Source organism: Streptomyces sp. NPDC056734 (assembly GCF_042790455.1).
Taxonomy (GTDB): Bacteria; Actinomycetota; Actinomycetes; order Streptomycetales; family Streptomycetaceae; genus Streptomyces.
Map to the genome: position 1 here is coordinate 183,822 of NZ_JBHTZD010000006.1, position 24,061 is coordinate 207,882.

A 24,061-nucleotide genomic window follows, 5' to 3' on the forward strand; every position below is an offset into this window, starting at 1 on the left:
GGACCGACGGGCATCGTCACCGTCGGCCGCTCCCCGCGTGTGCGGGGCTGAGCCCTCGGCGGGTCGGAGGGCTGCCAGGTGGGATGTCCGCTCCCCGCGTGTGCGGGGCTGAGCCCAGGCAGGGACCGACGGGCATCGTCACCGTCGGCCGCTCCCCGCGTGTGCGGGGCTGAGCCCGTCCCCTGCCGGTCGGACAGGTCGAGATCCCGCCGCTCCCCGCGTGTGCGGGGCTGAGCCCTGTTCGCCGGTCCCGGCGGATGGTCCGAAGGGCCGCTCCCCGCGTGTGCGGGGCTGAGCCCTCGGCGTGGTCCACGGTGGCCGCCGCCGACCTCCGCTCCCCGCGTGTGCGGGGCTGAGCCTGATCCATGGCCGGATCGGGGCCAAAACGGGTGCCGCTCCCCGCGTGTGCGGGGCTGAGCCCATCGGGAACTCCGCGCTCAAGGGCGACCTGGTCCGCTCCCCGCGTGTGCGGGGCTGAGCCCGTCCTCGCCGGGTTGGCGTACAGGTCCTCGTCCCGCTCCCCGCGTGTGCGGGGCTGAGCCCGGTCACGTGCTCCCCGGCCGCGTAGTCCCACACCGCTCCCCGCGTGTGCGGGGCTGAGCCCACCACCAGCGGCGACTCCTCGGCGGACTCACTCCGCTCCCCGCGTGTGCGGGGCTGAGCCTGCTGATGTAGCCGGTCGGTCGCGCGTCACAAACCGCTCCCCGCGTGTGCGGGGCTGAGCCCTCACCAAGCGCGGACAGATCAATCGCATCGGCCCGCTCCCCGCGTGTGCGGGGCTGAGCCCGCGCACGAACCGGAAAACGCACCCGGACATGGCCGCTCCCCGCGTGTGCGGGGCTGAGCCCATCCTGATGGAGCCACGCAGCTGGTGAACGACCCGCTCCCCGCGTGTGCGGGGCTGAGCCCTGGAGTCGCCGTTCTTGACGAGCAGCAGTACCCCGCTCCCCGCGTGTGCGGGGCTGAGCCCTGTGATCGCCGCGGCGTCCGGGGCGATGAAATCCGCTCCCCGCGTGTGCGGGGCTGAGCCCCGATCCAACTCGGGGACGATCAGGGGCACGCCGTAGCGGGCAGCGTCCGTCACCAGCCCGGGTTCCTTACCCACCCCCGGACGGCGGGCCACCACCACGGCGTCCGCTGCGGCATACACCAGGCGCAGTACGGGTTCGCTCACCGGCCGGGCTCGACGTGGAGGCGGACGTGGGGCAGTGCCTGCCAGCGGGCCAGGACCGTGTCGTGTACGGGGTGGTTGGTGACGCTGACGTGCAGTGGTTCGGTGAGACGGGCCAGGGCCCGGCCGATGACGGCGATGTCCTTGTGCGGCCACCAGCCCCCGATCATGCAGATCGCGGCCTCGGCTTCCGGGATGGAGAAGGCGGCCCGGCCGCCGTGACGTTCGCCCTGACTCAGGCGCAGCCCGTCATCGACCGCGAACACCCGCACCTGCGTGGCGAGCTGCGGGAACCTGCGGGCGACCTGGTCGCGGACCGCGGTGGTCGGGCACACGGCCGTCACCCGCCGCTCACCTTTCCGGGCGAGCCGTCCCAGAAGACGCAGCGGCAGGTCCTCGGTGGTGACGACCTCGTGGACGAACCGCAGATGCGCCTGCGCGCCCAGGAGGGCAGCCGTGTCGCGCAGGCCCTCGCTCGTGCTCAGGACCACCACCGTCACCGCCCCTGCCCGTGTGCCTGGGGCCCTGTGGCGGGCGGTGCGCAGAGCGGATGCTTCGACCAGGCACCGGGCGAGGAGGGTGATCTGATGGGGCCAGCGCCGCACGGCGTCTGGCCACCGGCCCATACGGAGCAGCTTCTGCCCGGCCCAGGACTGCCTCGACAGCGGACCTGCCGCCCGCAGCAGGAGCCGTCACGCCCAACGGCGGCGCCGGTCACCACCGTCACAGGCGCGTGGCGCAGTGTGGTGGCCGTGGGGCGAGCGATGCCGTGCGGGGCGATCACCACCGTGCCCGGGACGGCCCGGGCCAGGGCCAGCAGGGTGCGCTGGTGGTGGCCGCCGAGCCGGAACGCGTACGGCTCGATGAGCACCAGCGGAACCGTCTCGGGTTCGTCCGGCGGGCGGTCCATACGACGCCCTCCCGGATGCCCTTCGTGCCGTGCACGGCGGTGAACCGGGCCCGCAGCCACACCGGGTCGTTCAGCTTCCCGAACTCCCGCGGACCGGCGGTGGCCGCCCGGCGGGCGAAGGCGACACCGTGGCGGGCCCCCGACGCTGCATACGCTGCGTACACGCCGTCCCGGCCTACGTCCAAGCGGCGATCCGCCCGGCGGCCTGCCCGGATCTCGAACCGGCTGGAATACCGCTGACGCGGCATGTCAACGTAGACGACCTTCGAAACCTTTGGGGCGCGGAGCCGATCTTGGCCGCGCCCTTTACCTGGAGGTGCCTCTGCCGCCATATCAGCTCTCCGGCAATCCTGACGGACCTGGCTCCCCGTACCCCGTCTACTGGGTCTCACCACGCCATCTGGCCGGCGACGACGACTCGCTCTGTCAGGCCGTCGGCGACACTCTCACCGCGCTCGGCTGGAACATGTGGCCCACGGCCCGCGACACTCTCCTGTACCTCAGCCCCGACGGACTGCACGGTGCCGAGTGGATTCTCGCCGCCCATCCCTTCGAACTCGGTGGACTACCAGTCGCATGGCAGTTGAGCGCCCGATCACACACCGCGTCCGCGATGGCCGAATGGAACGCCTACTTCACTCCCGGAACCCCTCCGGAGGCATTGGGCGATCTCATCACCGCCACTGCCACCCTCGCCGGTGATGTGGTGAGGACGGTGCCGGACTCCGTCCTCGCCGCGCTCACCGTGCAGGGGTGGAAGCGGGACCTGGACCACCCCTCCACCACCGCCTCGGACCCCGGCTTCTCCACCAGCGTCTCTTTGGGGGTTGTACTGGCACTCATTCAGGACAGCGAACCCCGCCCGGGTCCGCTGGCTGGCAGGCGTGGGCCGAACCGGTCGTCGGTGACCCTTACCTGTGGTGCGCCTCGTTCAGCCCCAGCGTTCCGCACGCTCTCGTTGCCGCGTTCGCGACCTCACTCGCCTCGCCGGTTCCTGTACCGCGTCGCAGGCTGCCCGAGGGCACTGAGGGCAGACTCACCGTCGTCCGCCGTACGTAGCAATGACGTTCCTGCAAGCGACGCGCGGAGAGCGGATCTCCCCCATGCGAGAGCGGATGGCAGCGCGGGCGTAGGCGGAGTGGTCCGGGGCGAGGGTCCGGCGTCGGTACCCTGGAAGGCATGTCTACTGCCCCGGTTCGCGTCCGTTTCGCCCCCTCCCCGACCGGCATGTTCCACGTCGGCGGAGCCCGGTCCGCCCTCTACAACTGGGCAGTGGCGCGACAGTCCGGCGGTACGTTCGTTCTGCGGATCGAGGACACCGACGCGGCCCGGAACAAGCCGGAGTGGATCGACGGCATCATCAGCGCGCTCGCGGCGATCGGCATTCACGGTGAGGACCCGGCCTTCGAGGGGCCGTACTTCCAGTCGCACAACGCCGACCGGCACCGGGAAGCGGCTCAGCAACTCTTCGCGGCCGGTCGGGCGTACTACTGCGACTGCACCCGGGAGCAGCTGAAGGAGCGCACGGGGTCGGAGCACCTCGGGTACGACGGGTTCTGCCGGGAGCGGGGGCTGGCCTTTGAAGAGGGGCGGGCGCTGCGGTTCCGGACGCCGGACGAGGGTGAGACGGTCGTCGTCGACGTCGTCCGGGGGGAGCCTGCGTTCCCGAACAGCGCGATCGAGGACTTCGTGATCGCCCGTGGTGACGGGTCCCCAGTGTTCCTGATCGCGAACGTCGTCGACGACCTGGACGAGGGAATCACGCAGGTCATCCGTGGTGAGGAGCACCTGTCGAACACGCCGAAGCAGCAGCTGCTGTGGGAGGCGCTCGGCGCGAAGCCGCCCGTGTGGGCGCACCTCCCGGTGATCGTGAACGAGAAGCGGCAGAAGCTGTCCAAGCGCCGTGACAAGGTCGCGCTGGAGGACTACCTCGCCGAGGGCTTCCTCCCCGAGGCGATGGTGAACTACCTCATGCTCCTCGGCTGGGGGCCCGGCGATGACCAGGAGATCCTGCCGTACGAGGAGCTGGAGCGGCTTTTCCGGATCGAGGACGTCAACACCGCCCCGGCCTTCTTCGACGTGAAGAAGCTGACGGCCTTCAACGGCGACTACATCCGCGCGCTCTCGCCGGAGCAGTTCGCCAACGCCTGCGCCCCGTGGCTCGTCGCCCCGTACGCGCCATGGGGGCCGGAGGCGTTCGACAAGGGCCTCTTCGAGGCGGTGGCGCCCCTGGCCCAGACCCGGCTGGCGCTGCTGTCGGAGATCACCAGCTACGTCGACTTCCTGTTCCTGGACGAGCCGGTCGAGGACGAGGCGTCGTGGAACAAGGCGATGAAGGCGGGCGCCGACAGCATTCTCACCGACACGCGTGTCGAGCTGGCCGCCGTCGAGGAGTGGAAGGCGGACGACCTGAAGGCTGTCCTACTCGCTGTCGGTGAGAAGCACGGGCTCAAGCTGGGCAAGGCCCAGGCGCCCATCCGGGTCGCGGTCACCGGCCGGACCATCGGGCTCCCGCTGTTCGAGTCCATGGAGCTGCTGGGGCGAGAGCGCGTGCTGGCACGGCTGGATACTGCGGCTACGAAGCTGGGCGCCGCCTAGGCATAGAACCGTGCTTCAGGCGATCTTCGCCAGGAGGTCGCCCCAGGCGTTGGCGAAGTAGTTCGTGTCGAACCTGCTCAGGGCCTCGTACGCGGCCTTGGTCTCGGTCTGGCCTGTCGCCGCGCGGTCCCGGACCTGTGCCGGCAGGCGGTCGAGGTCCGGGGGCGGCTGGCCGGTCAGTGTGGCGAGGTCGCCCAGGCCGGCCACCGGGCGGATCACGCAGGGCAGCCCGAGCAGCAGGGCCTCGGCCGCGCAGCGGCTCCAGCCCTCCCGCATCCGGGGCAGGAAGACACCGACGTCGCACGCGCGCAGCAGCCGCAGGTACCGCTCACGCTCCACGTCGTAGTGGGCTCCGGCGAAGCCGATGGTGTTGCTGCCGCTGGTGATCACCCGCAGGCCAGGGGTGCCGTTCAGGGCCGCGAAGACCTCCTCGGTGCCCTTCCAGTGGACGGCCTTGCCCGCGTATACGGCGATCACGTCCTCGGGTAGGCCGAACTCGGCACGGCACTCGGCGCGGTCGAAGCCACGTGCCCGTTCGATCTCCGTCGCGTCGAAGGCGTTGTAGATCACCTGCACGTTGTGGACGCCTCGGGCCCGGAGGAAGTCCGCCCAGTACGGAGCCACGCACACGACGGCGGCGCACTCTGGCAGCACCCTGAACAATCGCTCCCAGAGCATCGCCTCGATCGGGGCGGAGTCGTGCTGCAACGGCTCGTAGTGGTGGAAGACGAACACCGTGCGGGCTCGCATCCGCGGTGTGAAGAGCAGCAGGCTCAGGTCGTCCCAGACGAATGCGCCGGTGGTGTCCTCCAGCGCTCTCAAGGTCGGGGCTAGGCGGGTCAGGTGGCGGAGCTTGCGCCAGCGGCGGGTGCGGTAGGTGCGCTTGTGGTCCCGGACTGTGCGCCACTCCATGTCGTCGGCCATCGCCTCGTGCAGCATCCGCAGGTAGACCCGGCCGCCGGTCCGGCCGACCGGCTCCATCGAGTGGACGATCCGTTTCACGGGCGTACCTCCTGCTGGTGTCGGACGTACTCGGCGTGGAGCAGGGCGTGCATGGCCTCCAGGTGAGGGCTGAGGTCGCGGGCCGTCTCCGCGAGCGGGAGGTGGAAGTCCTTCAGGGTCTGGAGGAATCGTCGGCGCCGGTCGATGTTGGGGGAGACGGCGAGGTCGCGCAGGTTGTGTAAGCGGTCGGCGAGGCGGATGGCCAGGTCCTCGGGTGGGAGCGCGGCCTGCTTGGTGCGCCAGCGGGTCTCGTCGTCGGCCGCCTTGGGGCGTTGTTCGAGGCGATGGTCGGCGGTCATCGCGCGGAGGCGATCGGTGAAGGGGGTGCCGAGGTGGTTGGTGAGGAGCGGCGCTGACTCGGGGGACACCTCCAAGGCGTCGTGGAGGAGAGCGAGGAGGAGCGTCTTGGGGCGGCTGACCCCGATCTCGGTGCGCAGGAGGGTGGTGACGGCCAGTGGGTGTTCCAGGTACGGGGTTGCCTGGTCGCGGGTGTGGCCGTCGTAGATGGTGAGGGCCAGGTTCGCGGTCACTCGTGCGCGGGACTTCTCGGCGGGACTCCATGTGGTGATGTCCAGGGCGGTCAGGACTCTGTCCAGGTCTATGGGGCTCATCCGCCTTGTCCCGTCCGGAGGAGCGGCGTCGTACGCGGGTCGGGTACGTGGTCGGCGAGCAGCAGGGTGTCGCCGACCGCGACGGCGTCCAGACCCAGGTCCGCCGCGGCTTCCACCGCCTGCTCGGCGGTCCGCAGGATCGGGGTGCCCTTGCGGTTGAAGGAGGTGTTCAGGAGGAGCGGTAGGCCGGTGCGGTCGTGGAAGTGGTCCAGGAGTTCGCGTAGGCCCTGGTGGTCGGCGTTGACGGACTGTACGCGGGCGGTGCCGTCGTGATGGGTGACTGCGGCGATGCGGTCGGCTCGGCAGCGGCGGACGCGTGCGACCCGGTTCATGAACGGGTCGCCCTCCGATATGAACCACTCCATGGCGTGCTCTGCGAGGACGGCCGGGGCGAAGGGGCGGTACCCGGCCCGTTTCTTGATCGCGTTGAGTCGGTCACGGGTGGCGGTGTCGCCCGGGTGAGCGAGGATCGAGCGGTGGCCGAGTGCTCGCGGCCCGAATTCAAGTCCGCCCCGCGCCCAGCCGACGATGCGGTGTTCGGCGAGGAGCGCGGCGACCGTGGGCATCAGTGCCGGCCCGAGGGCGGGCAGGGTGCGGTACCCGGTGGGTGTCGCCGTCGTCGGTAGGGTGCCGGGGTACGGGCCCCAGGCCGCGTCGGTCGGTACGGGCAGGCGTTCCTCCCCGAGCTGGTAGTTCCAGCCGTACAGCGCGGCGCCCACGGCGGTGCCCGCGTCGTGCGGCGCCGGTGCCACGAACAAGGTGTCGAAGCCGCTTTCGGCCGCCAGTTGGCCGTTGAGCTGTGAGTTCAGGGCGCATCCGCCGGAGAACAGCAACGCCGAGGCCCTGGTGAGTCGTCTCAGGTGTCGGGCGACGTGGACGACCGATTCGGCGAAGACCTCCTGGACAGCGGCGGCCAGGTCGGCTCGCTTGTGTTCCGGCTGCTCCCCGACGTTGCTGGCGGTCCAGGCGCGGCTGTCGAGGAGTAGGGGTGTGCTGTTGTCCGCAGAGCCCCAGGAGTGGTCGATGCGGACCTCGCCGTGCTCTCCGAGCCGGACCAGCTCACGGACCTGTGCTCTGTACCGCTGGGGATCGCCGAAGGCGGCGAGCGCCATCATGCTGCCCTCGGGCTCGTCACCGGGCGGGATCACCCGTTGGGCGAGGTTCCGGTAGAAGTGCCCGAGCGAGGAGTGGATACGACGGGGCCCGGCTGGGCCGGGGACGACGGTCGGCATGGCCTGGTGGAGGCGGTCGATGCGGTCGGGGCGAAGGTCGTAACCGGTGATGCGTTCCCGGCCGGGGCCGAAATCGGAGCCGAGGGAGGAGCCGCCCGCGTCGATGACGAGGCCCGCCGCGTGCTCGTGACCGGAGAGCAGGTAGCCGGAGAGCACGTGCGCCGTGTGGTGGGAGAGGAGACGCAGGTGTTCGCCGAGCGGGGCCGGGAGGCGGGCAGCGAGTTCGTCGCGTTCCTCGGCCAGCCACCAGCCGGCGGCGGGGTTGGGGCGCATGGATGCGGCCCAGACGGCGTCGATGTCCTGCGGTTCGAGACCGGCGGCCTCCAGGCACCACTGGAGTGCGCGCGTCGGGGCAGTGAGAGTGCCCTTGCGGGCGGGGTGGTTGTGCTTGATGCCGCTCCAGCGTTCCTCTTCGGCGGCGTAGAGGCGGCCGTCGACGACCAACGCGGCGCTGGTGTCGTGGTGGAAGTTCAGTCCGAGGACTGCGGGCATGGCGGTGTACCTCCCGATCAGTCAGTGAGTGAGGGCGGGGACGAGCGCGTGGCCGGAGTCGGTGTACTCGTGGCAGCGCAGGCAGAACCGGAAGTGCTGGTCGCGGGGCGCGAACACCCTGGCCGCGAAATCCTCGTCCCAGATGCTGAACTCGCTGTCGTCCTTCGCCATGGCGTTGAAGCAGCGGTAGCAGGAGCCGTCCATCTCGATCATTAGGTGCTGGTCGAGGTAGCGGTCGCAGAGACCGTGCAGCTCGTTTGCGGGCTGGCCGACGTCGATGTGGTGCACGTGGTTGGTGACGTGGATGGCGCCGTGGTCGGCGCAGAGCTTCGCGAGCTGGGCGAGGCGGGAGGGGGCGATCCCTTCCAGGACGCTGTTGATCACCACGGTCTTGCCGGCCTCGCGGAGGCGGGGCACTACGGCGTGCACCTCGTCGTAGTTCTCGTGCTCGTCGTCACAGCCGATGAGGATCTGGTCGTACGAGTGGAGGGTGGCCTCCATGATCCGCTTGTTGCGGGCCAGGGTGATTGCGTTGGTGCCCAGGACCATGACCTTGTCCGGCAGGCGTGTGCGGGCCGCCTCGCTGAGGGCGGGGAAGTCCCGGTGCACGGTGGGCTCGCCGCCGTTGATGTGCAGCTGCTGGAAGGGGATGGTCTTCAGCCGGTTCAGGACGGTGGAGAAGAGTTCCAGGGGCATGTTCTCGCCCTGGGCGCCGTCGGCGAAGATGCAGAAGTCGCAGGACCGGTTGCACTTCGTCGTGATCTTGATCTTCGCTGTCTTCAGGACGCGGGGCAGGGGCGCACGCGCGGGCATGGCGGGGCTCCTTGTGTCAGGGGTGGACGTCATTGAGGGTGAGGCTGAGGAAGTCCTGCACGGTGCACTTCTGTCGGTGCCAGAGCGCGAGGGCCGCGCGCAGGACGTCGGCGGTGGTCGGACCGGTGGGGATCAGCGTTGCCATCCGGGCGGCCAGCCGCTGGGCTGGGGTGGTCTTGTCTGCCGCGAGCTTGTTCAAGGTCTGCGCGGCGGCTCGGAGTTCCTTCGCCTCTCGACGGATCAGGTAATCGGTCGCCACTCCCGGTGGCGGGGCGAGGTAGTACGTCCAGCGGGCGACGCGTACGCGGAGCATCCCGGCCGTCATCACCCAGTCGGTACGGGCGTGCTCTTCGCCTTGGCCGACAAGGTGGCCCGCATCGGGGACACGGCGCATCGCCGCCTCCAGCGCGACGTGGGCTGCCCGGAGCAGGTGACGTGGGCTGCGCTGACCGGCATCGGGTCGGTCGTCGGCATGGCCGAGGAACAGTTCGGCGTACCCGTCCAGCCCGTCAGGCCGCCACTGCGTGAGGGCAGCCGTCTTTCCGGGGCAGCGGGTCCGGGTCGCGAGCGCGGCAGCGGCGAACCAGCACGGGGCGAGGTAGTGCCAGGCCACGCAGTGGCGCCGGTACGCGGTGATGTCCTCCCCCACGTTGTCGGTGCTGTCCGCCGCCAGCTGGTACCGGCCGCCCAGCCGTCCCTGGAGAATGCCCCGATAGAAGCGCTCGTCGGTCTCGCGCCACGGCGCCATCTGGGCCCGGGACTTCCAGCGCTGGAAGTCCCGGGCGCTCCCGCTGATCAGCGACCAGGTCGCCAGTTCGGGCGCGGAGACGAGCCGTCCCTCCGTCTCGGCCACGGTGAACGCGAAGCCGGGCGGATGCTCCAGAAGGCGTCGGTGGGAGACCTCCCTGCCTACGGCGGTGAAGTGCGCGGCGGCCAGGCCGTGGTTCCAGTCTTCCCAGTCCGCCGGGGCCTGGGGGAGGAGGACTCGTACGTCGATGTCGGAGTGGGGAGCCAGGAGATCGGTCGGCTGCCACTTGTGGGTGAGCATCACCGCGCCGATGCCGTGGGCGTCCAGTTCGCGTTCGTACAACGCTCCGAGACCCAGGTAGAGGGGCGGCGCTTCGGCCACGGCCATCACTGGTCCCCCGTGGAGGCGCGTGCGCAGGCGGCGGGCCGGGGCGTGTCCGTGGTGAGGAGAGGGAGCACCGGGAAGGTGACGGGCGTGCCTTCGGGGCGTTCCATCCGGTCCCAGCGCAGGTCGTAGTCGACGTAATGGAAGCCCTGCCAGGCGTCGTTGGCGTTGCGGTCGAGCATGGACTGGAAGAGGTGGGCGAAGGCGTCGCCGAGGGTGCCGTCGGCGAGGTGGGGCTTCAGGGGGATGTCGCGGTTGTGGAGGATGCAGGGGCGGGCCACGCCCGTGGGTGTGATCTTGATGCGGTTGGCGTCGGAGCAGGTGGCGCAGCTTGAGTTGGAGATGAAGCCGATCGAGCCTGCCCAGCCGTCCGGGCGGAGATAGCGCCCCGGGCTGCGGACCCCGAGTTCGTCCCTGCGCACCTCACCGGCGTTCGCGAACCACTCGTGGAGACGGTCGCGGACCTCGGCCTCGCTGATGAACTCGGTGTCGAAGAGCGCCTGCGCGGGACCGATGTTCTGGAGTTCGATCAGGCGGACGGCGACGGGCAGGTCGCGGGCGAGTTCGGCTACGGCGAAGGCGTCGTCCAGGTAGGTGCGCTGGAGAACACAGTTGATCTTTACTCGCAGGCCGAGGGAGAGGGCGGTGTCGAGGGTGCGCCGGGTGGTGCGCGGGTCGCCGCCGCCCATGATCTCGGCGGACCGGGTGGGGTCGAGGCTGTGCAGGCTGAGGTTGAGATACGTCAGGCCCGCGCCGTGAAGCTTCTCGACGGTCAGGCCGCGGCGCAGGTTGCCGTGGCTGGTCATGCCAATCGCGGCATCGGAGCCGAGGCCGTCAGCGAGGCCCGCGATCACGTCGAGGATGTCCGCCCTCAGGGTCGGCTCGCCGCCGGAGCAGTGGGCCTTCTTGATCTTCCAGGCTCCGGCCTCGGCGGCGATGGCCGCGTAGTCGGCGGCGGTCAGGGGGCGGTCCTTGTGCCCGTAGTCCGGCATGCAGCGCGGCTTGCAAAAGACGCAGTCCAGGTTGCAGAGCGAGTTGAGGGTGAGGGCCAGGTAGGGGTGGTTGCGGCCGGTCGCGGCGAAGGCAGCGGCCAGCTCGGGGTGGTGTGTGGTGGGCATGGGTCAGCCTCCGACGTAGGGAGAGTGGGAAGCGGGCGCCTCGGCCAGGCCGTTGAGCGGCTGGCCGGTGAGGTAGCGGTGCAGGTTGTCGGCGAAGAACCCGACCGCTTCATCCATGTATGTGCGGCTGAGCGTGGAGCTCTTCGGGGTGAGGACGACCCGGGGGTGGAGCCGCAGGGGGTGGCGGGAGGGCAGGGGCTTCGGGTCGAAGACGTCCAGCGCTGCGCCGCGAAGGTGCCCGGCGTTGAGTGCGGCCAGGAGAGCCGCCTGGTCGACGGTCGTCGCGCGGCCGAGGTTGAGGAAGAGGGACCTGGGCTTGAACGCCATGAAGAGGTCATGGTCGAAGAAGTGGTCCGTGGCCCGGGTGGCGGGGAGCAGATCGACCACCACGTCGGCGACGGCGACCGCGTGGCGCACCGCAGACGTGCGCGTCCATGTGATCCCGCCCCCAGCAGCCAGGGGCGGCGTCCGCCGTACGCCGATGACGTCCATACCGAAGGAGCGAGCCGCACGTGCGAGGTGTCCGCCGATGCTGCCACAGCCGACGATGGTCATCGTCGCCCCCGCCAGGTCGAAGAACTCCTCGGCCAGGTCGTCCTTCCACCAGGTCCGGTTCCGCTGGACCAGCCGGCTCATGAACAGCCCGCGTGAGAAGCCCAGGATCATCCCCATGGCGTGCTCGGCCATGGGCCTGCCGTGGAACCCGTACGAGCGGGTCAGGGCCACCCCGACCGAGTGGGCCTCGGCGACGGGCAGATGGTCGGTGCCCGCCGCCGGGGAGGCGATCCACCTCAGATGGGGCGCGTCGAGCAGCCACGACGGCTCGAACCTCCAACCGAAGTAGATGTGCGCTTCGGCCAGCTGCTGCGGCACTTCCTCCTCGGTCGCCGTACGGAACTCGACACCGGGAAAGGCGGCGGACAGCGCCCGCTCGTGCCCGGGGGACAAACGCCAGAAGGAGTGCGAGGACTCCAGGCTGATCAGCACCACCGGCCTGTTCATCGCGCTCGGCCATCCGCGCTGGACGCCGTATCCAGAGCCCAGGGGGCGAGACGTTCGACGACGGCACCGATGCTGGCCTCGTAGTCGTGGCGCGAGCGCACCAGGGCCGTCCCGGCGCTTCGGAGCCGGTCGCGCTCTCGGGGCAGGACGTTGAGAGCACGGTGGAGCGCGGACGCCAAGGACCCGGCGTTCCGTGGTGCGGCGGTGAAGCCGGTCTCTCCCTCGATGACGGTCTGTGCCAGCCCCCCGGCCGTGGTCGCCACCACCGGGCCGGCACCGGCCGCGAACGCTTCCAGCGGGATACGACCGAAGGGTTCCTCCTGGGAAGGAACGACGACCGCGCGCAGGGCCGGGCTGTGCAGCCAGGTGCGGATCGCGGGGGTGAAGCGCGTGATCAGGGTCGCGTCCAGGTCGTACGCGTGAATGCGGGCCGCCAGGTCCTCCTGGTACGCGGTGGGTCGCTCGGGCCCGCCCGAGGACACGGCTGCCAGGATCAGGTGAGGAGCGCGGACCCTGCGCTCCTTGAGGATGTGGAGCGCCTCCAGGAGGTCGTCGAAGCCCTTCGTCGGCACGGCACGGCCCATGGCGAGAAGGAATCCGGCGCGGGCCTTGAAGGGCAGAGCCGGTGTGCTGGCGGGCCTCGCCATCTCCTCCTGGATCAGTCCGTTGGGGACATCCACGATGCTCGCCCGGGGGACGGCGTAGTTGATGACGAGGTGGCCTCGCATGTGGGAGGAGATGGCACCGATCCGCCCGCCGCGGGCAGTCGCCGCTCGCAGGGCGTCCCGCTCCCAGCGGACCCGGGAGACGTCCTTGGGCCGCGTCAGCGCGGTCGTGGAGCGAGGTATGAGCAGCAGATCCGTGGTCGGCGACGTGTAGGGGGCCAGTCCGAGGAACGGGATGTCGAGGCCGATGAGGAGGCAGCGGCTCGCATGGTGGGCGATGCGTACGGCTGCTTCGCCTGCCATGGTGCACAGCTGCATGGAGCCGCGGATCGAGTCAGGTGCCGCTTCGACCTCTGGGACCGTGATGACCTGGGCATTGGCCTGTCGCAGCATCTGCTGGACTTCGTTGGTCCACCTCCGATCGCGGGCTCGGGCCGTTTCCGGTACATGCGGGGTGATCACGGAGAGACGGCCCGGCGGCAGCAGGCGGGCGAGGGCTGTGAGGAAGGAACGGTTGCTGAAGCCGGTGCCCGACTCGGCGCCGTAGAAGCCCTCGTGGAGGGCGACGACGACACGAGGACGACGGGCTGCCTCCCGCACGTCTGTGGGTGGGGACGGTGGAACCGCATGGTCGATGCGCACCGTGTGGTGCCTCCTTCGAAGACGGGGTCTCGCGGGCGTGGGCATCAGGAGCTGGCGGCCGAGGATCCGGCCTCGCGGGTGAGGCGGCACCAGGCGCGGGTGCCGTGGGCGCCGGTCGTCAGCGACCAGGAGTCGGCCAGGGCCTCGACGATGACCAGCCCGCGTCCCGATTCGGCCTCCTCCGCAGGTGCCGAGGGACAGGTGGATGCCGGGCGCGGGCAGCCACCGTCGGTGACGGTGATCTCGACCTCCAGGCAACCGCCGGGGGTCGGAATCGTGCGGTCGACGCACAGGACCAAGGGCGGGCTGCCCGAGGCGAACGCGTTCGTCGTGAGCTCGGATGTGATCAGGCGGGCGTCATCGAGCAGGTCCGACTCGGTGCCGTGGAGTGCGACCGTCACAGCCCTCCGGGAGACCTCGGCCACCTCCGGCCCGTACGGAAGATCCGTGATCAGGGTGGTGGTGCCGGCGGAGCCGACGTGATCCTGTCCGGAGGCGACGGAGGCGACGGAGGCGACGGAGGCGACGGAGGCGACGGGGGCGGTGGAGGCGACGGGGGCGGTGGAGGCCGGTCGTCCGATGTCGCGCTCCAGCACACCGCCCGGACTATCCGCACTGCCTCGGGAGGCGCTCGTGTGGTGTCCCAAGACCCACCTCTTTCTCCGTCGGCGTCAGATGCGGCGCCTTCCGCCGGGATCCAAGAACACCGCGGGAGACCGGTCACGCAGGACCCGATCAACGGGTCAACTCGGTCAACTTCCTTGAGCGGGTGGTGATCCAGCTACCCGAAGGCGTCACCATGAGGGAGCGCGAGAAGTGATGGACGAACCACTGAGACAAGAGGTGGTCGCACGTGGCACCGCAGACGGGGGAACCCAACGAAGTACTGGCAGGGTGCCTCGACGAACTCGGATGGAGCCCGAAAGCGCTCGCCCGCAAGCTCAACAGGGTGTTCGGAGCGGGAACGGTGGCCGAGTCGGCGCCGTACCACTGGCGGGACGCCGGCTCGCTGCCGCGCTCACCGTTACCGATGATGGCTGCCTACGTGCTCTCCCAGGAACTGGGTAGACCTGTCCCGGTGGCCGAACTCTGGCAGGGCCGCGTGGGCGATTCCTCGGCGTTCGTCCCGGCGGACACGGATCTCGCGCGGCCCTGGACCGTGCAGGGCATGGAGGCGATCGTGGCGGACTGGGTGATGGGAGGGCTCGTCGACCGCCGCCGGTACCTCGCGATCTCGGGCGCGGGTCTCCTCGCGATCGTCGCCCAGTACCTCGATGGCACCGCCGGGCGCGGCCAGTACACGCCCCGGATCACGTCCTCCTCACGCGCCGATCCGCTCGTGGACCAGGTCGAACAGCATCTGCCCATGCTCTCCGCGCTCGACGACGAGCACGGAGGGGCACGCCATCTCCCGTACGTGGGTGCCCAGTTCCGCGCGGTCGGGCTGCTGATCCGTGAGGGCGGCCACTCTCCCGCCGCCGAGGGACGCCTTATCCGCGCGCTTGCGGAGATCGGCCAGCTGGCCGGCTGGATGGCCTTCGACGCCGCCGATCACGGTCTGGCACAGCGCTACTTCGTCACCGCACTGCGTGCGGCACACCAGGTCAACGACCTGCCCCTGTCCGCCCACATCCTCGGCGACCTCTCCTTCCAGGCGGCGAGCCGGGGCCACCCCGCGGACGCCATCGCCCTCGGAGAGGCCGCACGCCGAGCGAGCGACGCCGCCCCGCCGGTCGTACGGGCATCCGTGCTGTCCCGGCTCGCGTACGCGTACGCCGCCGCCGGCCGGGACAACGACTTCGCCCACACCCGCGGAGTGGCCCGCGAGCTGATCGCCGACCGGGCCGGTGACCACCAGGAACCCCGCTGGATGTACTTCCTCACCGACAACCACCTGGACTGCCAAGCCGGTTACGGCCTCATTCAGATGGGTCGTGCGCGGCTGAAAGCGGATGGTGGCACGAAGGGAAGGCACTTCCTCTCCCAAGGCACGGAGATACTCCAGTCCGGCGCGTACGACGTCCCGCGCGGCGACCCCAGTCAGCGCAGGGCCCTGTTCGAAGGGGCCTGGCTGGCCCTGGGCCACAGCGCCCGTGGCGACCTGGAGGCCGCCTGCGAGATCGGTACGATCGCCGCCGACCGCCTCGACGCCGTGCGCTCGCCTCGCAGCGCGGCCCTGCTCCACCAACTCGCCGCAGACCTGCGCCGCCGCCAGCGCAACGCCCACGTACGCAGCTTCCTGCCGGTCCTGGAGAACGCCCTCGCCGACCACGCTCCGTCGGCGCCACCTGGCCGCTAGTCTCGGGATCATGACCGCAGGGGAGCGCGTTGCGATTGTCGGGGCTGGGGTGGCGGGGCTGACCACGGCAGTCGTTCTCGCCGAGGCCGGGGTTCCGGTACGTGTGGTTGCCGAGCAGGTGCCGGGCGTTACGTCGCTGGCGGCCGGGGCGATGTGGGGGCCGTATCTGGTCGAACCGAAGGACAAGGTCGATCGGTGGGGGCAGCGGTCTCTGGAGGTCTTTCGGGAACTGGCGGCGGACCCGGTCACGGGGGTCCGGCTCGCCAGTGGCATTGAGGCGTCCCGCACGGCCGAGGTCCCGCCGGACTGGGCCACAGCTCTGCCCGGCTTCCGTGCGTGTGAGTCGGCCGAACTGCCGACCGGGTTCGCGTCCGGGTACCGGTTCACCGTGCCGCTGATCGACATGCCTGTCTATCTCGACTACCTGCTGCGCCGACTAGATGCCGCTGGGGGAACGATCGAGCGCCGCCGCCTGGGTTCGCTCACGGACGCCGGACCGGCCTCCGCGATCGTCAACTGCGCTGGCCTGGGGGCGCAGGGGTTGGTCCCGGACTCCGGCCTGCGGCCCATCCGAGGCCAGCATGTAGTCGTCACCAATCCAGGGCTGACCGAGTTCTTCTCCGAGGACACTGGCCCCTCGCCCGATCTGCTGTGCTTCTACCCCCACGGCGACACCGTCGTCCTGGGCGGAACCGCCATCGACGGCGAGGACGACTTGGCCGCCGATGACATTGCGGCGGCCGGTATCCTTGCCCGCTGCGCCGAGGTCGAACCCCGTCTTGCCGAGGCTCGCGTCCTGGGGCACCGGATTGGTGCCCGGCCGACCCGTGGGGCGGTGCGTGTGGAGGCTCAGCGGTCGGAGGACGGAGTCGTGACCGTGCACAACTACGGGCATGGAGGGGCTGGCGTCACGCTGTCGTGGGGGTGTGCGGACGAGGTTCAGCGTTTCGTGCTGGACGTGGATCAGTCGTAGGGCTGGCGGGTGGGATTCAACGACGGCTGGGGGAGCGCGGCTACCAGCCGTCGGGTGCCGGTGCCAGTGTCTTGTCTATTGGCTCAGTCCTCTCGCAGGTGGTATCGGCCGGAGCCCGTGCGGATGATTCCGCACAGCCTGTCGTACGTGAGCAGGTCCTCGTGGTCCATGAAGGAGGCGAGGGCGTCATGGTGCCGGGCAGCGTACTTGTGCAGGAGTTCGGCCAGCTGGCGCGCGGCTGCGGTGGCTTCGGCTTGGGCTTCGGGGTTGTGGACGTGGACACCGGCGGCCTGGAGTTCTTCGGCGGTCGCGTCTCGCAGTAGGGCCTGCTCCTCTTCGGTGAAGGGGCGTCCGTCGAGGTGGCGGAAGACGAGGGAGTTCGGGGGCCGGTTGAAGTCCGTGTCGAACAGCAGGCCATGACGTGGGGGCGTGGGGCGGGGGTGGGCATGGGGGGGCTCCTCGGTAGGGGTGTGTGGATGCCGGTGTGTTTCTGTCCAGGGTCCGGACGATCCCCGGTTATCCCAACCGGGGATCGTCGGTTACCCTCAGCGGCCTGGTCTGGCGGTTCAGCGCTGTCGCGGGGAGCCGCTCGCGGGCCTGGTTCCGGTACGGCCCGCCTGCTCCGCCGGGGAAACGGGGTGCCTGCCTCGGACACGCTGGCGCTGGGGGTGTGCGGGGAGGCCGGCCGTTCGTCGCAGCCGCCAGACGAGTACGTCGCTGATCCGTTCCGCCGTGTCCAGTTCGCGGACTGATGCTGCCGCTGTGAGCAGGGCGGTCGGGTTGTGGCCGGCGTTCTGGGCTTCGGCGAGGGTGGCCGCGAGGGCGGGCCAGCCGGGTTCGGAGATGATTCGGTCGGCCAGTTCCTCGGGCAGGCTGTGGCGCAGTACGGCCGCATGGTGCCGCTGGTGGGACGGGGCCATGCGGCTGCCGCGCTGGTGGAGCACGGCGAGAGGGTGCTCGGCGGCGGTCTGGTAGGCGACGCGTAGATGGTCGGCGGTTCGCTGTGCGGCCTCGGCCTGCTGGGCGTGCCGCTTCCTGGCGTGCCAGTGCGCGGCGGCGGTGATCAGGAAGAGCAGCATGTCGATGACCATCGCCGTGGCTGCGCTGTCTTCGCTGTAGCCGGGGGCGGGTCCGCTGTGGACGAGGTCGCGGGCGGCTTGGCGCAGGGCGCGGTCGTGGCCGTGGACCGCGTGGATGTGGGAGCGGGAGGCCCGCTCGAACGCCGTGGCGGCGGCTCGTAGTTCGTGGCGGGTGTCGGGTGCGGAGGTGAGGGCGAGGGCGTCCAGGACTTCCCCGGCCGCCGCGATCTGGGCGGTGATGACGCCGTCGTCGCCCTGGTCGAGGACGGACAGCGCGTGCCAGGCGGCGGTGGTGGCGCGGCGGCGGGCGGACGCGGGACCGGTCACCTCCGGCAGGGACAGATCCTGATCAGCATTGGGCTGGTGCCAGCGTTTGCGGATGCGGGGCAGGGAGAGGTCCGGGGCGAGTGTGGAGCCGGAGTAGAAGACGGGCTCGCCGTTGGCGTTGAGGTCGTCGGGGAGGGCGACGGTGTAGCCGAGGGTGTCGCCCGACGGTGCGGTGCGACGCCGGACGAGGACGCCGGCTGTGGTGAGGCGGGTGAAGAACTCCTCCTCGCCGGCCGTGCCGGCCGCCGAGCGGCGGACCGTCTCGCGAAGTTCCTCGCGTGGTGTGCGCTGGCGGTGGTGGCGGTCTGCTTTGTGGCGTTCGGCGCTGGTGGGACGCTTGGCGGCGGTGCCGTCGCCGGGCTTGACCCGGTGCAGGTCAAAGTCGGCCTCGATGAGGCGGCATTCGGCCTGGGCGCGGATGCCGGAACGGTGGTGGTCGGGGCGGCGGCCGTCTTCACAGACGAGGGTGGCGATGAGGTGGATGTGGTCATCGGCGTGGCGGATGGCGGCCCAGCGACAGCCCGCGCCGTCCCCGGGGTCGATGCCGGTGGCAGCGATGACGCGGTGGGCGATGTCGGCCCACTGGCCGTCGGTGAGGACCAGGTCGTCGGGGGCCGCGCGCACCGAGCAGTGCCATACGTGGTGTGCGGGTCCCCGGCCGAGCGGGAGGAGGGCGAGGGGCTGGTCGAGGAGGCGGGCGAGGTCGTCTTTCGTCGCGCCGGGGTCGCGGCCGGGGTCGGGGGCCATGCTGTCGAAGGACGCCACCAGGTGCGGGTCGACGTGCTCCTCATGGGTGCCTCTGCCGTAGAGGTAGTGCAGGAGTCCCAGGGTGCGGCTGCCCTGCCGGTGGATGCGGGGGATCAAATGCTGTCACCCTCCCGGTCCCGGTGCTCGGTGACCCGGTCGGACGCCGCCTGGACGGCCCGCGCGGCGCGTTGCAGGTCGTCGAGGGCGGCGGCGAAGTGGGGTGCGTCGGCTCCGGAGTTCAGGGCCCTGGCGATCTGGTTGATGTTGCTGCCCGCCCAACCGAGCTGGCGCCGGGCGCCGAACAGCGCGGTCAGGACGTCCCGCTCGGTCGCGATGGAGGCGGCAGTACGGGACTGGTCGCGGGCGGCGGCGAGCGCGGAGTGGGCGAGGAAACCGGCCACGCTCATCCCGACGTGATCGGCGCCAGCCTGGATGATCGCGAGTTCGGTTTCGTTGAGGCGGACGCTGTGGGCGGGACGGCGCTTCCTGTCCCGCGGGCGGGACGGCGCTTCCTGTCCCGCGGGCGGGACCTTCCCCGCCGGGCGGCGCCCGTGGGGCCGGGCTTGCCCCGCTGCGGTCCGCCTCCGGTCGCGGCACTCGTCCCGTCCGGCGCCCCCTGGTGCCGGACGGGCCCCGCCGTCCCCAGGGCGGGCACGGGTTCGGGCGCACCCCCTGCGGGGGAGTGTCCGAACCTCCAACTTGCTCCGCCAATGGTGGGCCTGGTGGGTATGCCGTTCCGCGTGGTGGGCTGTTGACGGTGCTGATCGCGCATGTGCCGGTCTCTCTGTGATGTGGTCGATGGGCCGTGGCCTGTGAAGCTGAGGGCTCGCGGTCTTGGGTCTTGATCGGCACTCGGTTCCGGGCGCTGTTCGGTCCCCCGGTCCAGTGTTGGTCCGCAGGGCTGGTCCGCGGTCCCTTCTTGGTCCGCGCTATGGTCCGCAGTCCCCGGTCTGGTCCGGGACGTGGTCCGCGGCTGCTGTGCCGGCCCGTGGTCCGCGGTCCACTCCCGGGCCCTCCCACGAGGCTGGTCCGGGGTCCACGGGTTGGTCCCCGGACCACGGTCTCTGTCTTCTCCGCGGTTGGTACGCCGGTCCCCGGTCTCGACCCGCGTGGACCAGGACCGCTTTGGGGACCGACCGAAGCTCCCCCTGAGCAGCAGCTTTCCGGGAGACGGTTGCGTGCCGGGCCCCTGAGGACAGACGGTCGGTCCCCGGTCCCCAGCCCGGCCCCGGGTCCCCGGACCACGGTCCTCAAGGTGGTCCGCAGCCGTCGGTCTGGTCCGGGCCGCGGTCCGTGATCCCGGCTTGGTCCGCAGTCTCCGGACCACGGTCCGCAGATGGTCCGCGCCCCCGGACCAGACCCGGCTCCCACCCCTCCGCAGACGAAGCCCACCCACCCCTCACCCCTCCCGGACCTGCGGTCTACTTCATGCGGCGGTCGGTTTCCGGTCCACCCGTGCCGCAGCCCGGTCCACCCGTGACGGATGCGGTGAGGTACGTATGGCATTCCCACGGGCGGCGCCGTCGGGACCCAACCGGCGCTGGCGGCACGGCTCTCCCTCTGCCGCCTGGCACCACTCGCAGCGGACACCCAGCGGGTCGGGTGCACCACGGGCGATGGCGGCTTCGCGGGCGGCGCGGGCCGGCCGGAACCGGGCCAGCTCGGCGCGGACCGCAGGCGGGATGCAGGACCCGATCCCCCGCAGCCGGACCTCGATGTCCCAGGGCGGGCCACCGCTGATCTCTCGATGTGTCGAGACGGGCACCACACCAGCGGCCACAGCGCTGCGCTTGCTCAGCAGCTCGGCTCGCCAGGCGACGGGATCATCGGGGTCGGCAGCGGGGGTCGGGTCGGTGTGCCGGTCGAGGCGTTCACGGCGGTGGGTTCGCCACCTGCGGGCGATGTCCACCGGGAGGATCGGATACGGCGAGTCGAGGACATGGGCACGTATCGCTGCGCGGATGTCCCAGCCGTGGGCGGTCGTCAGGGGCACGTCGTGGAGCAGTTCGTGCCACTGGGCGAGCTGGTCGCGGGCTTGGGCCGGGTCGGTGCGGATGGCGCGGGGGTCGAGGCGTCCGGTGTAGGCGAGGACGGCGGCGGTTTCGCGTCGGTCCAGGGCGGGTCACTCCGTTCCGGTGGGTTCGTCGAGGGCGGCGAGCAGGGCGGCCATGTGCTGCTCGCTCCGGGTCATGCGAGGCGCGGCGGCGGGGGAGCCGTCGGGTACGGCGTAGAGGTTCGGCCGACCAGGGGCGGGGGTGTGCTCCCGGGTGATCCAGGCACGCCAGTCGGCAGCCCAGGCAGCGGCGGTGCGCCGCTGCCACGAGTCCCGGTAGGTACGCCATTTCTCATCGGCGGCACGGAGGGCGTTCTCGCCGAGGCGGTCGAAATGGCCCTGCTGATGCAGCCAGGCCCGGGTGTCGTCATCGATCTGCCATTCGCCGGATGCGATGAGTGGAGCAGAGCTGCTGCTGCTCTTACTGTTCACCTTCGGTTCTCTTCTGTTCTGGGGGTCGGAATCCGTTCCCCCGAGGGGTCGGATTCTGTGTCCCCCTGGGGTCGCATTCCGTTCCCCCGGGCCGGATTCCGGCCCCTCTTCCTGCGGCTGCGCAGGGCCGGATTCCGATACCCCGGGGGTCGGATTCTGGCCCCCCTCCGCACCCTGCCCGGCGAGGAATCGAGCAGTGACGGGAAGCTGGTAGTAGGTCTCGCCCCGTGGCCCCTTGCGGCTGTGGAGTTGGATCAGCTCACCGCTTTCTACGAGCTTGGCGAGGGCGTCGCGTACGGCGGTTCGGGAGGCGTTGGCGCGTTTCATGAGGGCGGGTACGGACGCGTACGCGACGCAGTGCCGGTCGGGGCAGCGGTCGGCGATCAGGGCGAGGACGATCCGTGCGGTGCCCTTGCTGCGACTGTGTTCCCAGACCCATTCGCGGGCGTCATGACTCATCGGGCGGCGGCTCCTAGGGAGTGAAGGTGGGGGTGGGCGGTGCTCTGGCTGCGCAGCGGCCGACCGGCCCAGAGGGCGGGCATGCCAGGCCCTCAGTTCAGCGGATCGGGCGCCTGGCCAAGGCAGCCACACCACCGCCGTAGAAGTCCAGCATTCACCCGAAGAAATCAGACAGCCGACGGCGAACACGTTCTGCGATCCATTCCTAAAACGGTGGACCCACATCCCCGGTTGGCGAAATGGACCGCCCATCAGGCAAAGCCAGAAGGATCACACCGGAAGACCGTTGACGTTCCGCGAGGGCGCAAGCTACAACACAACACCCCACGTCAGGAAGGCTTCCGTAAAGGTGTCAACGGTCCGCCCGCCGGCATCGCGAACCTGCATTTCATCCGCGTTCCTCCCCCGTGCGGGGCGCAAGGTAGCCGACGATCGCCGGTTTACCAAACCGGCGAATGCGGGGGAGCATTGAATCCATTGCAGCACGAACCCTGGAAGGCAACCTGACCGAAACAGGGACGGCGCGAACCCTCCGAACCGTCCGCACCGAACGAAGTCTGGCCCAGCACGAATTGGCCGCCCGCCTCACGCACGCGACATCAGACCGACCCAGATCCCGCACCACCCATCACCCAGCACTCCACGCAAAGGACGCACCGCCCTTGCCCACCCCGCAACACCCCCAGCCCGACCCACCACCACTGTCCTCCGGCACCACCCGCACGGAGGCAACCGCCCATGCCTGACCGCCTCCTCACCGTCGCCGAGGCAGGCGAACTGCTGGGCACCGGAGAACGCTTCGTCCGCCGCCTGATCGCCGAGCGCCGCATCCGCTACATCAAGCTCGGCCGCCCGGTGCGTGTCCCGGAGAGCGCGATAGCCGAGTTCATCGAGGCGCGCACGGTCGAGCCGCGCCACCGCACCCGCCCCCTTGTCGGCCCCCGCCCCCGCCCCGGTTCCCGCTACGGACGAGCGGCTTGATGGCGGGACGCAAACCGCAGCGGAGACGCGAGTTCGGCACCGTCCGCAAACTGGCCTCCGGCCGCTGGCAGGCCCGCTACATCGGCCCGACCGGTCTCCGCTACACCGCCCCGGAGACCTTCGACACGAAGACCGACGCCCAGGACTGGCTCAACCTCACCCGCGCCGACATCGAACGCGAGCACTGGCACGACCCGGACGCCGGTGCGGTCAACTTCGAGAAATACGCGCTCCGCTGGCTGAAGGAACGCGGCCTGGCCCCCACCACGGTCGACCGCTACACCGGCCTCCTGCGCCTCCACATCCTCCCGGCCTTCGGCACCACCGACCTGGACGAGATCACCCCGCCCTCGGTCCGCACCTGGCGAGCCGACCGCCTCCAGGCCACAGGCGCGACCAGCGTCGCCAAGTCCTACCGCCTCCTGAGAGCCATCCTCCAGACAGCCGTGGACGACGACCTCCTGCGCACCAACCCCTGCCGCATCAAGGGCGCGGGCAAGGAAGAGGCGGACGAACGCCCCACCGCCACCATCCAGCAGGTCTTCGACCTTGCCGATGCCATGGGCCCACGCTGGCGCCTGATGGTCCTCCTCGGCGCCTTCGCCTCCCTCCGCCCCGAGGAACTCGCCGAGCTACGCCGCCACAGCATCGACCTCGACGAAGGCTCCCTCCGCATCACCCACGCCTCCCCGGAACTGACCAACGGCAAGCGCGCCACCGGCGACCCCAAAACCCGCGCGGGCAAACGCACCGTCCACCTCCCCGACTTCCTCCTCCCTGAGCTGCGCCGCCACCTCCAGTGGTTCGCCGAGAAGGAACGCGACGGCCTCCTCTTCGTCGGGGAGAAGGGCGCTCCCTTCCGCCGCTCGACCTTCGGCCGCAAGTGGCGCAAAGCGAGGACGAAGGTCGGGATGCCGGACAACTTCCGCTTCTACGACCTCCGCCACACCGGCAACACCCTGGCCGCCGACACCGGCGCCAAGCTGAAGGACCTCATGGTCCGCGCCGGCCAGTCCTCCGAGCGGGCCCAGCTCATCTACCAGCACTCGACGGTGAAGCATCAGCGCAGGCTCGCTCAAGGCATCGACGCCGAGGTGCGGCAGCAACTGCACGGGGCTGCGTCGGAGGGAAGGCCCGCCGCAGAAGCATGATGAAGCGGCGGCTATAGAGAACCCGGCCGGACAGGTTTCCGGCCGGGTTCGTGCCGAGTAGCTGTGCTGATCCGGCCCCTGCAGCACCGTGCGCCCCTCATGCTCCCTTGAGTGACGGCCTCCGTTGAGATCAGCTTTCCCTGTGTGCACCGACAGGGGAGTGAAGGCTGGT

The 24,061-nt window shown here is 70.5% G+C and carries 21 protein-coding genes, 1 pseudogene and 1 CRISPR repeat array; of the genes and pseudogenes, 7 read left to right on the top strand and 15 right to left on the bottom strand.

What is annotated here, in order from left to right; genetic code table 11:
• Nucleotides 1–26: 26 nt before the first annotated feature.
• A CRISPR array of direct repeats spans nt 27–1,031; the repeat unit is 29 nt; unit sequence CCGCTCCCCGCGTGTGCGGGGCTGAGCCC.
• A gap of 139 nt (nt 1,032–1,170) precedes the next feature.
• A complete protein-coding gene (locus tag ACFRFC_RS11175; RefSeq protein WP_382680786.1) occupies nt 1,171–1,797 on the bottom strand; it encodes a hypothetical protein in 627 nt (208 codons plus the stop codon).
• Nucleotides 1,798–1,951: 154 nt separating this feature from the next.
• Entirely contained in the window at nt 1,952–2,245 is a 294-nt protein-coding gene (locus tag ACFRFC_RS11180; protein ID WP_382680787.1) for a hypothetical protein, read from the bottom strand.
• 146 nt (nt 2,246–2,391) lie between these two features.
• On the opposite strand from ACFRFC_RS11180, the pseudogene ACFRFC_RS11185 reads away from it, so the two are divergent.
• Together ACFRFC_RS11185 and gltX are read left to right on the top strand one after the other, a co-directional pair.
• Nucleotides 2,392–3,140: pseudogene (locus tag ACFRFC_RS11185) on the top strand (DUF317 domain-containing protein).
• 168 nt (nt 3,141–3,308) lie between these two features.
• Nucleotides 3,309–4,679 carry a glutamate--tRNA ligase gene (gene gltX / locus ACFRFC_RS11190; protein ID WP_382681078.1) on the top strand — a complete coding sequence of 457 codons (1,371 nt, stop codon included), beginning with the start codon at nt 3,309–3,311 and terminating at the stop codon, nt 4,677–4,679.
• 15 nt (nt 4,680–4,694) lie between these two features.
• On the opposite strand, the gene ACFRFC_RS11195 is transcribed toward gltX, so the two are convergent.
• The 9 genes from ACFRFC_RS11195 to ACFRFC_RS11235 are packed head-to-tail and all read right to left on the bottom strand — an operon-like array spanning nt 4,695 to nt 14,035.
• Nucleotides 4,695–5,681 (bottom strand): glycosyltransferase, encoded by a 987-nt coding sequence (locus ACFRFC_RS11195; RefSeq protein ID WP_382680788.1) that lies wholly within the window; start codon nt 5,679–5,681, stop codon nt 4,695–4,697.
• Nucleotides 5,678–6,292 (bottom strand): HD domain-containing protein, encoded by a 615-nt coding sequence (locus ACFRFC_RS11200; protein WP_382680789.1) that lies wholly within the window; start codon nt 6,290–6,292, stop codon nt 5,678–5,680. Before ACFRFC_RS11200 ends, ACFRFC_RS11195 begins: the two co-directional genes overlap by 4 nt.
• The gene (locus ACFRFC_RS11205) at nt 6,289–8,016 is read right to left on the bottom strand and encodes a carbamoyltransferase C-terminal domain-containing protein (protein ID WP_382680790.1); all 1,728 of its coding nucleotides are present in this window, start codon (nt 8,014–8,016) and stop codon (nt 6,289–6,291) included. The genes ACFRFC_RS11200 and ACFRFC_RS11205 overlap by 4 nt, the downstream gene beginning before the upstream one ends.
• 21 nt (nt 8,017–8,037) lie before the next feature.
• On the bottom strand, nt 8,038–8,829 hold the full coding sequence (locus ACFRFC_RS11210) for a radical SAM protein (protein ID WP_382680791.1): 792 nt from the start codon (nt 8,827–8,829) through the stop codon (nt 8,038–8,040).
• A gap of 16 nt (nt 8,830–8,845) precedes the next feature.
• Complete coding sequence (locus ACFRFC_RS11215; protein ID WP_382680792.1) at nt 8,846–9,964, bottom strand: hypothetical protein; 1,119 nt, start codon at nt 9,962–9,964, stop codon at nt 8,846–8,848.
• Complete coding sequence (locus ACFRFC_RS11220) at nt 9,964–11,079, bottom strand: radical SAM protein (RefSeq protein WP_382680793.1); 1,116 nt, start codon at nt 11,077–11,079, stop codon at nt 9,964–9,966. The genes ACFRFC_RS11215 and ACFRFC_RS11220 overlap by 1 nt, the downstream gene beginning before the upstream one ends.
• 3 nt (nt 11,080–11,082) lie before the next feature.
• Entirely contained in the window at nt 11,083–12,081 is a 999-nt protein-coding gene (locus ACFRFC_RS11225) for a D-2-hydroxyacid dehydrogenase (RefSeq protein ID WP_382680794.1), read from the bottom strand.
• Nucleotides 12,078–13,388: a glycosyltransferase family 4 protein gene (locus tag ACFRFC_RS11230; RefSeq protein WP_382680795.1), complete on the bottom strand. Its 1,311-nt coding sequence runs from the start codon at nt 13,386–13,388 to the stop codon at nt 12,078–12,080. The genes ACFRFC_RS11225 and ACFRFC_RS11230 overlap by 4 nt, the downstream gene beginning before the upstream one ends.
• 44 nt (nt 13,389–13,432) lie before the next feature.
• A complete protein-coding gene (locus ACFRFC_RS11235; RefSeq protein WP_382680796.1) occupies nt 13,433–14,035 on the bottom strand; it encodes an ATP-binding protein in 603 nt (200 codons plus the stop codon).
• 206 nt (nt 14,036–14,241) lie between these two features.
• On the opposite strand from ACFRFC_RS11235, the gene ACFRFC_RS11240 reads away from it, so the two are divergent.
• The 3 genes from ACFRFC_RS11240 to ACFRFC_RS11250 all read left to right on the top strand — a co-directional run bounded on the left by ACFRFC_RS11240 (nt 14,242) and on the right by ACFRFC_RS11250 (nt 16,983).
• Entirely contained in the window at nt 14,242–15,687 is a 1,446-nt protein-coding gene (locus ACFRFC_RS11240; RefSeq protein WP_382680797.1) for a carph-isopro domain-containing protein, read from the top strand.
• A gap of 10 nt (nt 15,688–15,697) precedes the next feature.
• A complete protein-coding gene (locus ACFRFC_RS11245) occupies nt 15,698–16,660 on the top strand; it encodes an FAD-dependent oxidoreductase (protein ID WP_382680798.1) in 963 nt (320 codons plus the stop codon).
• 161 nt (nt 16,661–16,821) lie between these two features.
• Complete coding sequence (locus ACFRFC_RS11250) at nt 16,822–16,983, top strand: hypothetical protein (RefSeq protein WP_382680799.1); 162 nt, start codon at nt 16,822–16,824, stop codon at nt 16,981–16,983.
• 243 nt (nt 16,984–17,226) lie between these two features.
• Here the strand turns inward: ACFRFC_RS11250 and ACFRFC_RS11255 are convergent, their stop codons facing one another.
• From ACFRFC_RS11255 to ACFRFC_RS11270, 4 genes are all read right to left on the bottom strand, one after another.
• Complete coding sequence (locus ACFRFC_RS11255; protein WP_382680800.1) at nt 17,227–18,930, bottom strand: mobilization protein; 1,704 nt, start codon at nt 18,928–18,930, stop codon at nt 17,227–17,229.
• Entirely contained in the window at nt 18,927–19,511 is a 585-nt protein-coding gene (locus ACFRFC_RS11260; protein WP_382680801.1) for a plasmid mobilization protein, read from the bottom strand. The genes ACFRFC_RS11255 and ACFRFC_RS11260 overlap by 4 nt, the downstream gene beginning before the upstream one ends.
• 728 nt (nt 19,512–20,239) lie before the next feature.
• The gene (locus ACFRFC_RS11265) at nt 20,240–20,929 is read right to left on the bottom strand and encodes a hypothetical protein (RefSeq protein ID WP_382681081.1); all 690 of its coding nucleotides are present in this window, start codon (nt 20,927–20,929) and stop codon (nt 20,240–20,242) included.
• Nucleotides 20,930–20,935: 6 nt separating this feature from the next.
• A complete protein-coding gene (locus tag ACFRFC_RS11270; RefSeq protein ID WP_382680802.1) occupies nt 20,936–21,757 on the bottom strand; it encodes a helix-turn-helix domain-containing protein in 822 nt (273 codons plus the stop codon).
• Between the two features lie 738 nt (nt 21,758–22,495).
• On the opposite strand from ACFRFC_RS11270, the gene ACFRFC_RS11275 reads away from it, so the two are divergent.
• Nucleotides 22,496–22,738, top strand: a complete 243-nt coding sequence (locus ACFRFC_RS11275) for a helix-turn-helix domain-containing protein (protein WP_382680803.1) — start codon at nt 22,496–22,498, stop codon at nt 22,736–22,738.
• The gene (locus ACFRFC_RS11280; protein WP_382680804.1) at nt 22,738–23,889 is read left to right on the top strand and encodes a tyrosine-type recombinase/integrase; all 1,152 of its coding nucleotides are present in this window, start codon (nt 22,738–22,740) and stop codon (nt 23,887–23,889) included. The genes ACFRFC_RS11275 and ACFRFC_RS11280 overlap by 1 nt, the downstream gene beginning before the upstream one ends.
• Nucleotides 23,890–24,061 lie beyond the last annotated feature (172 nt).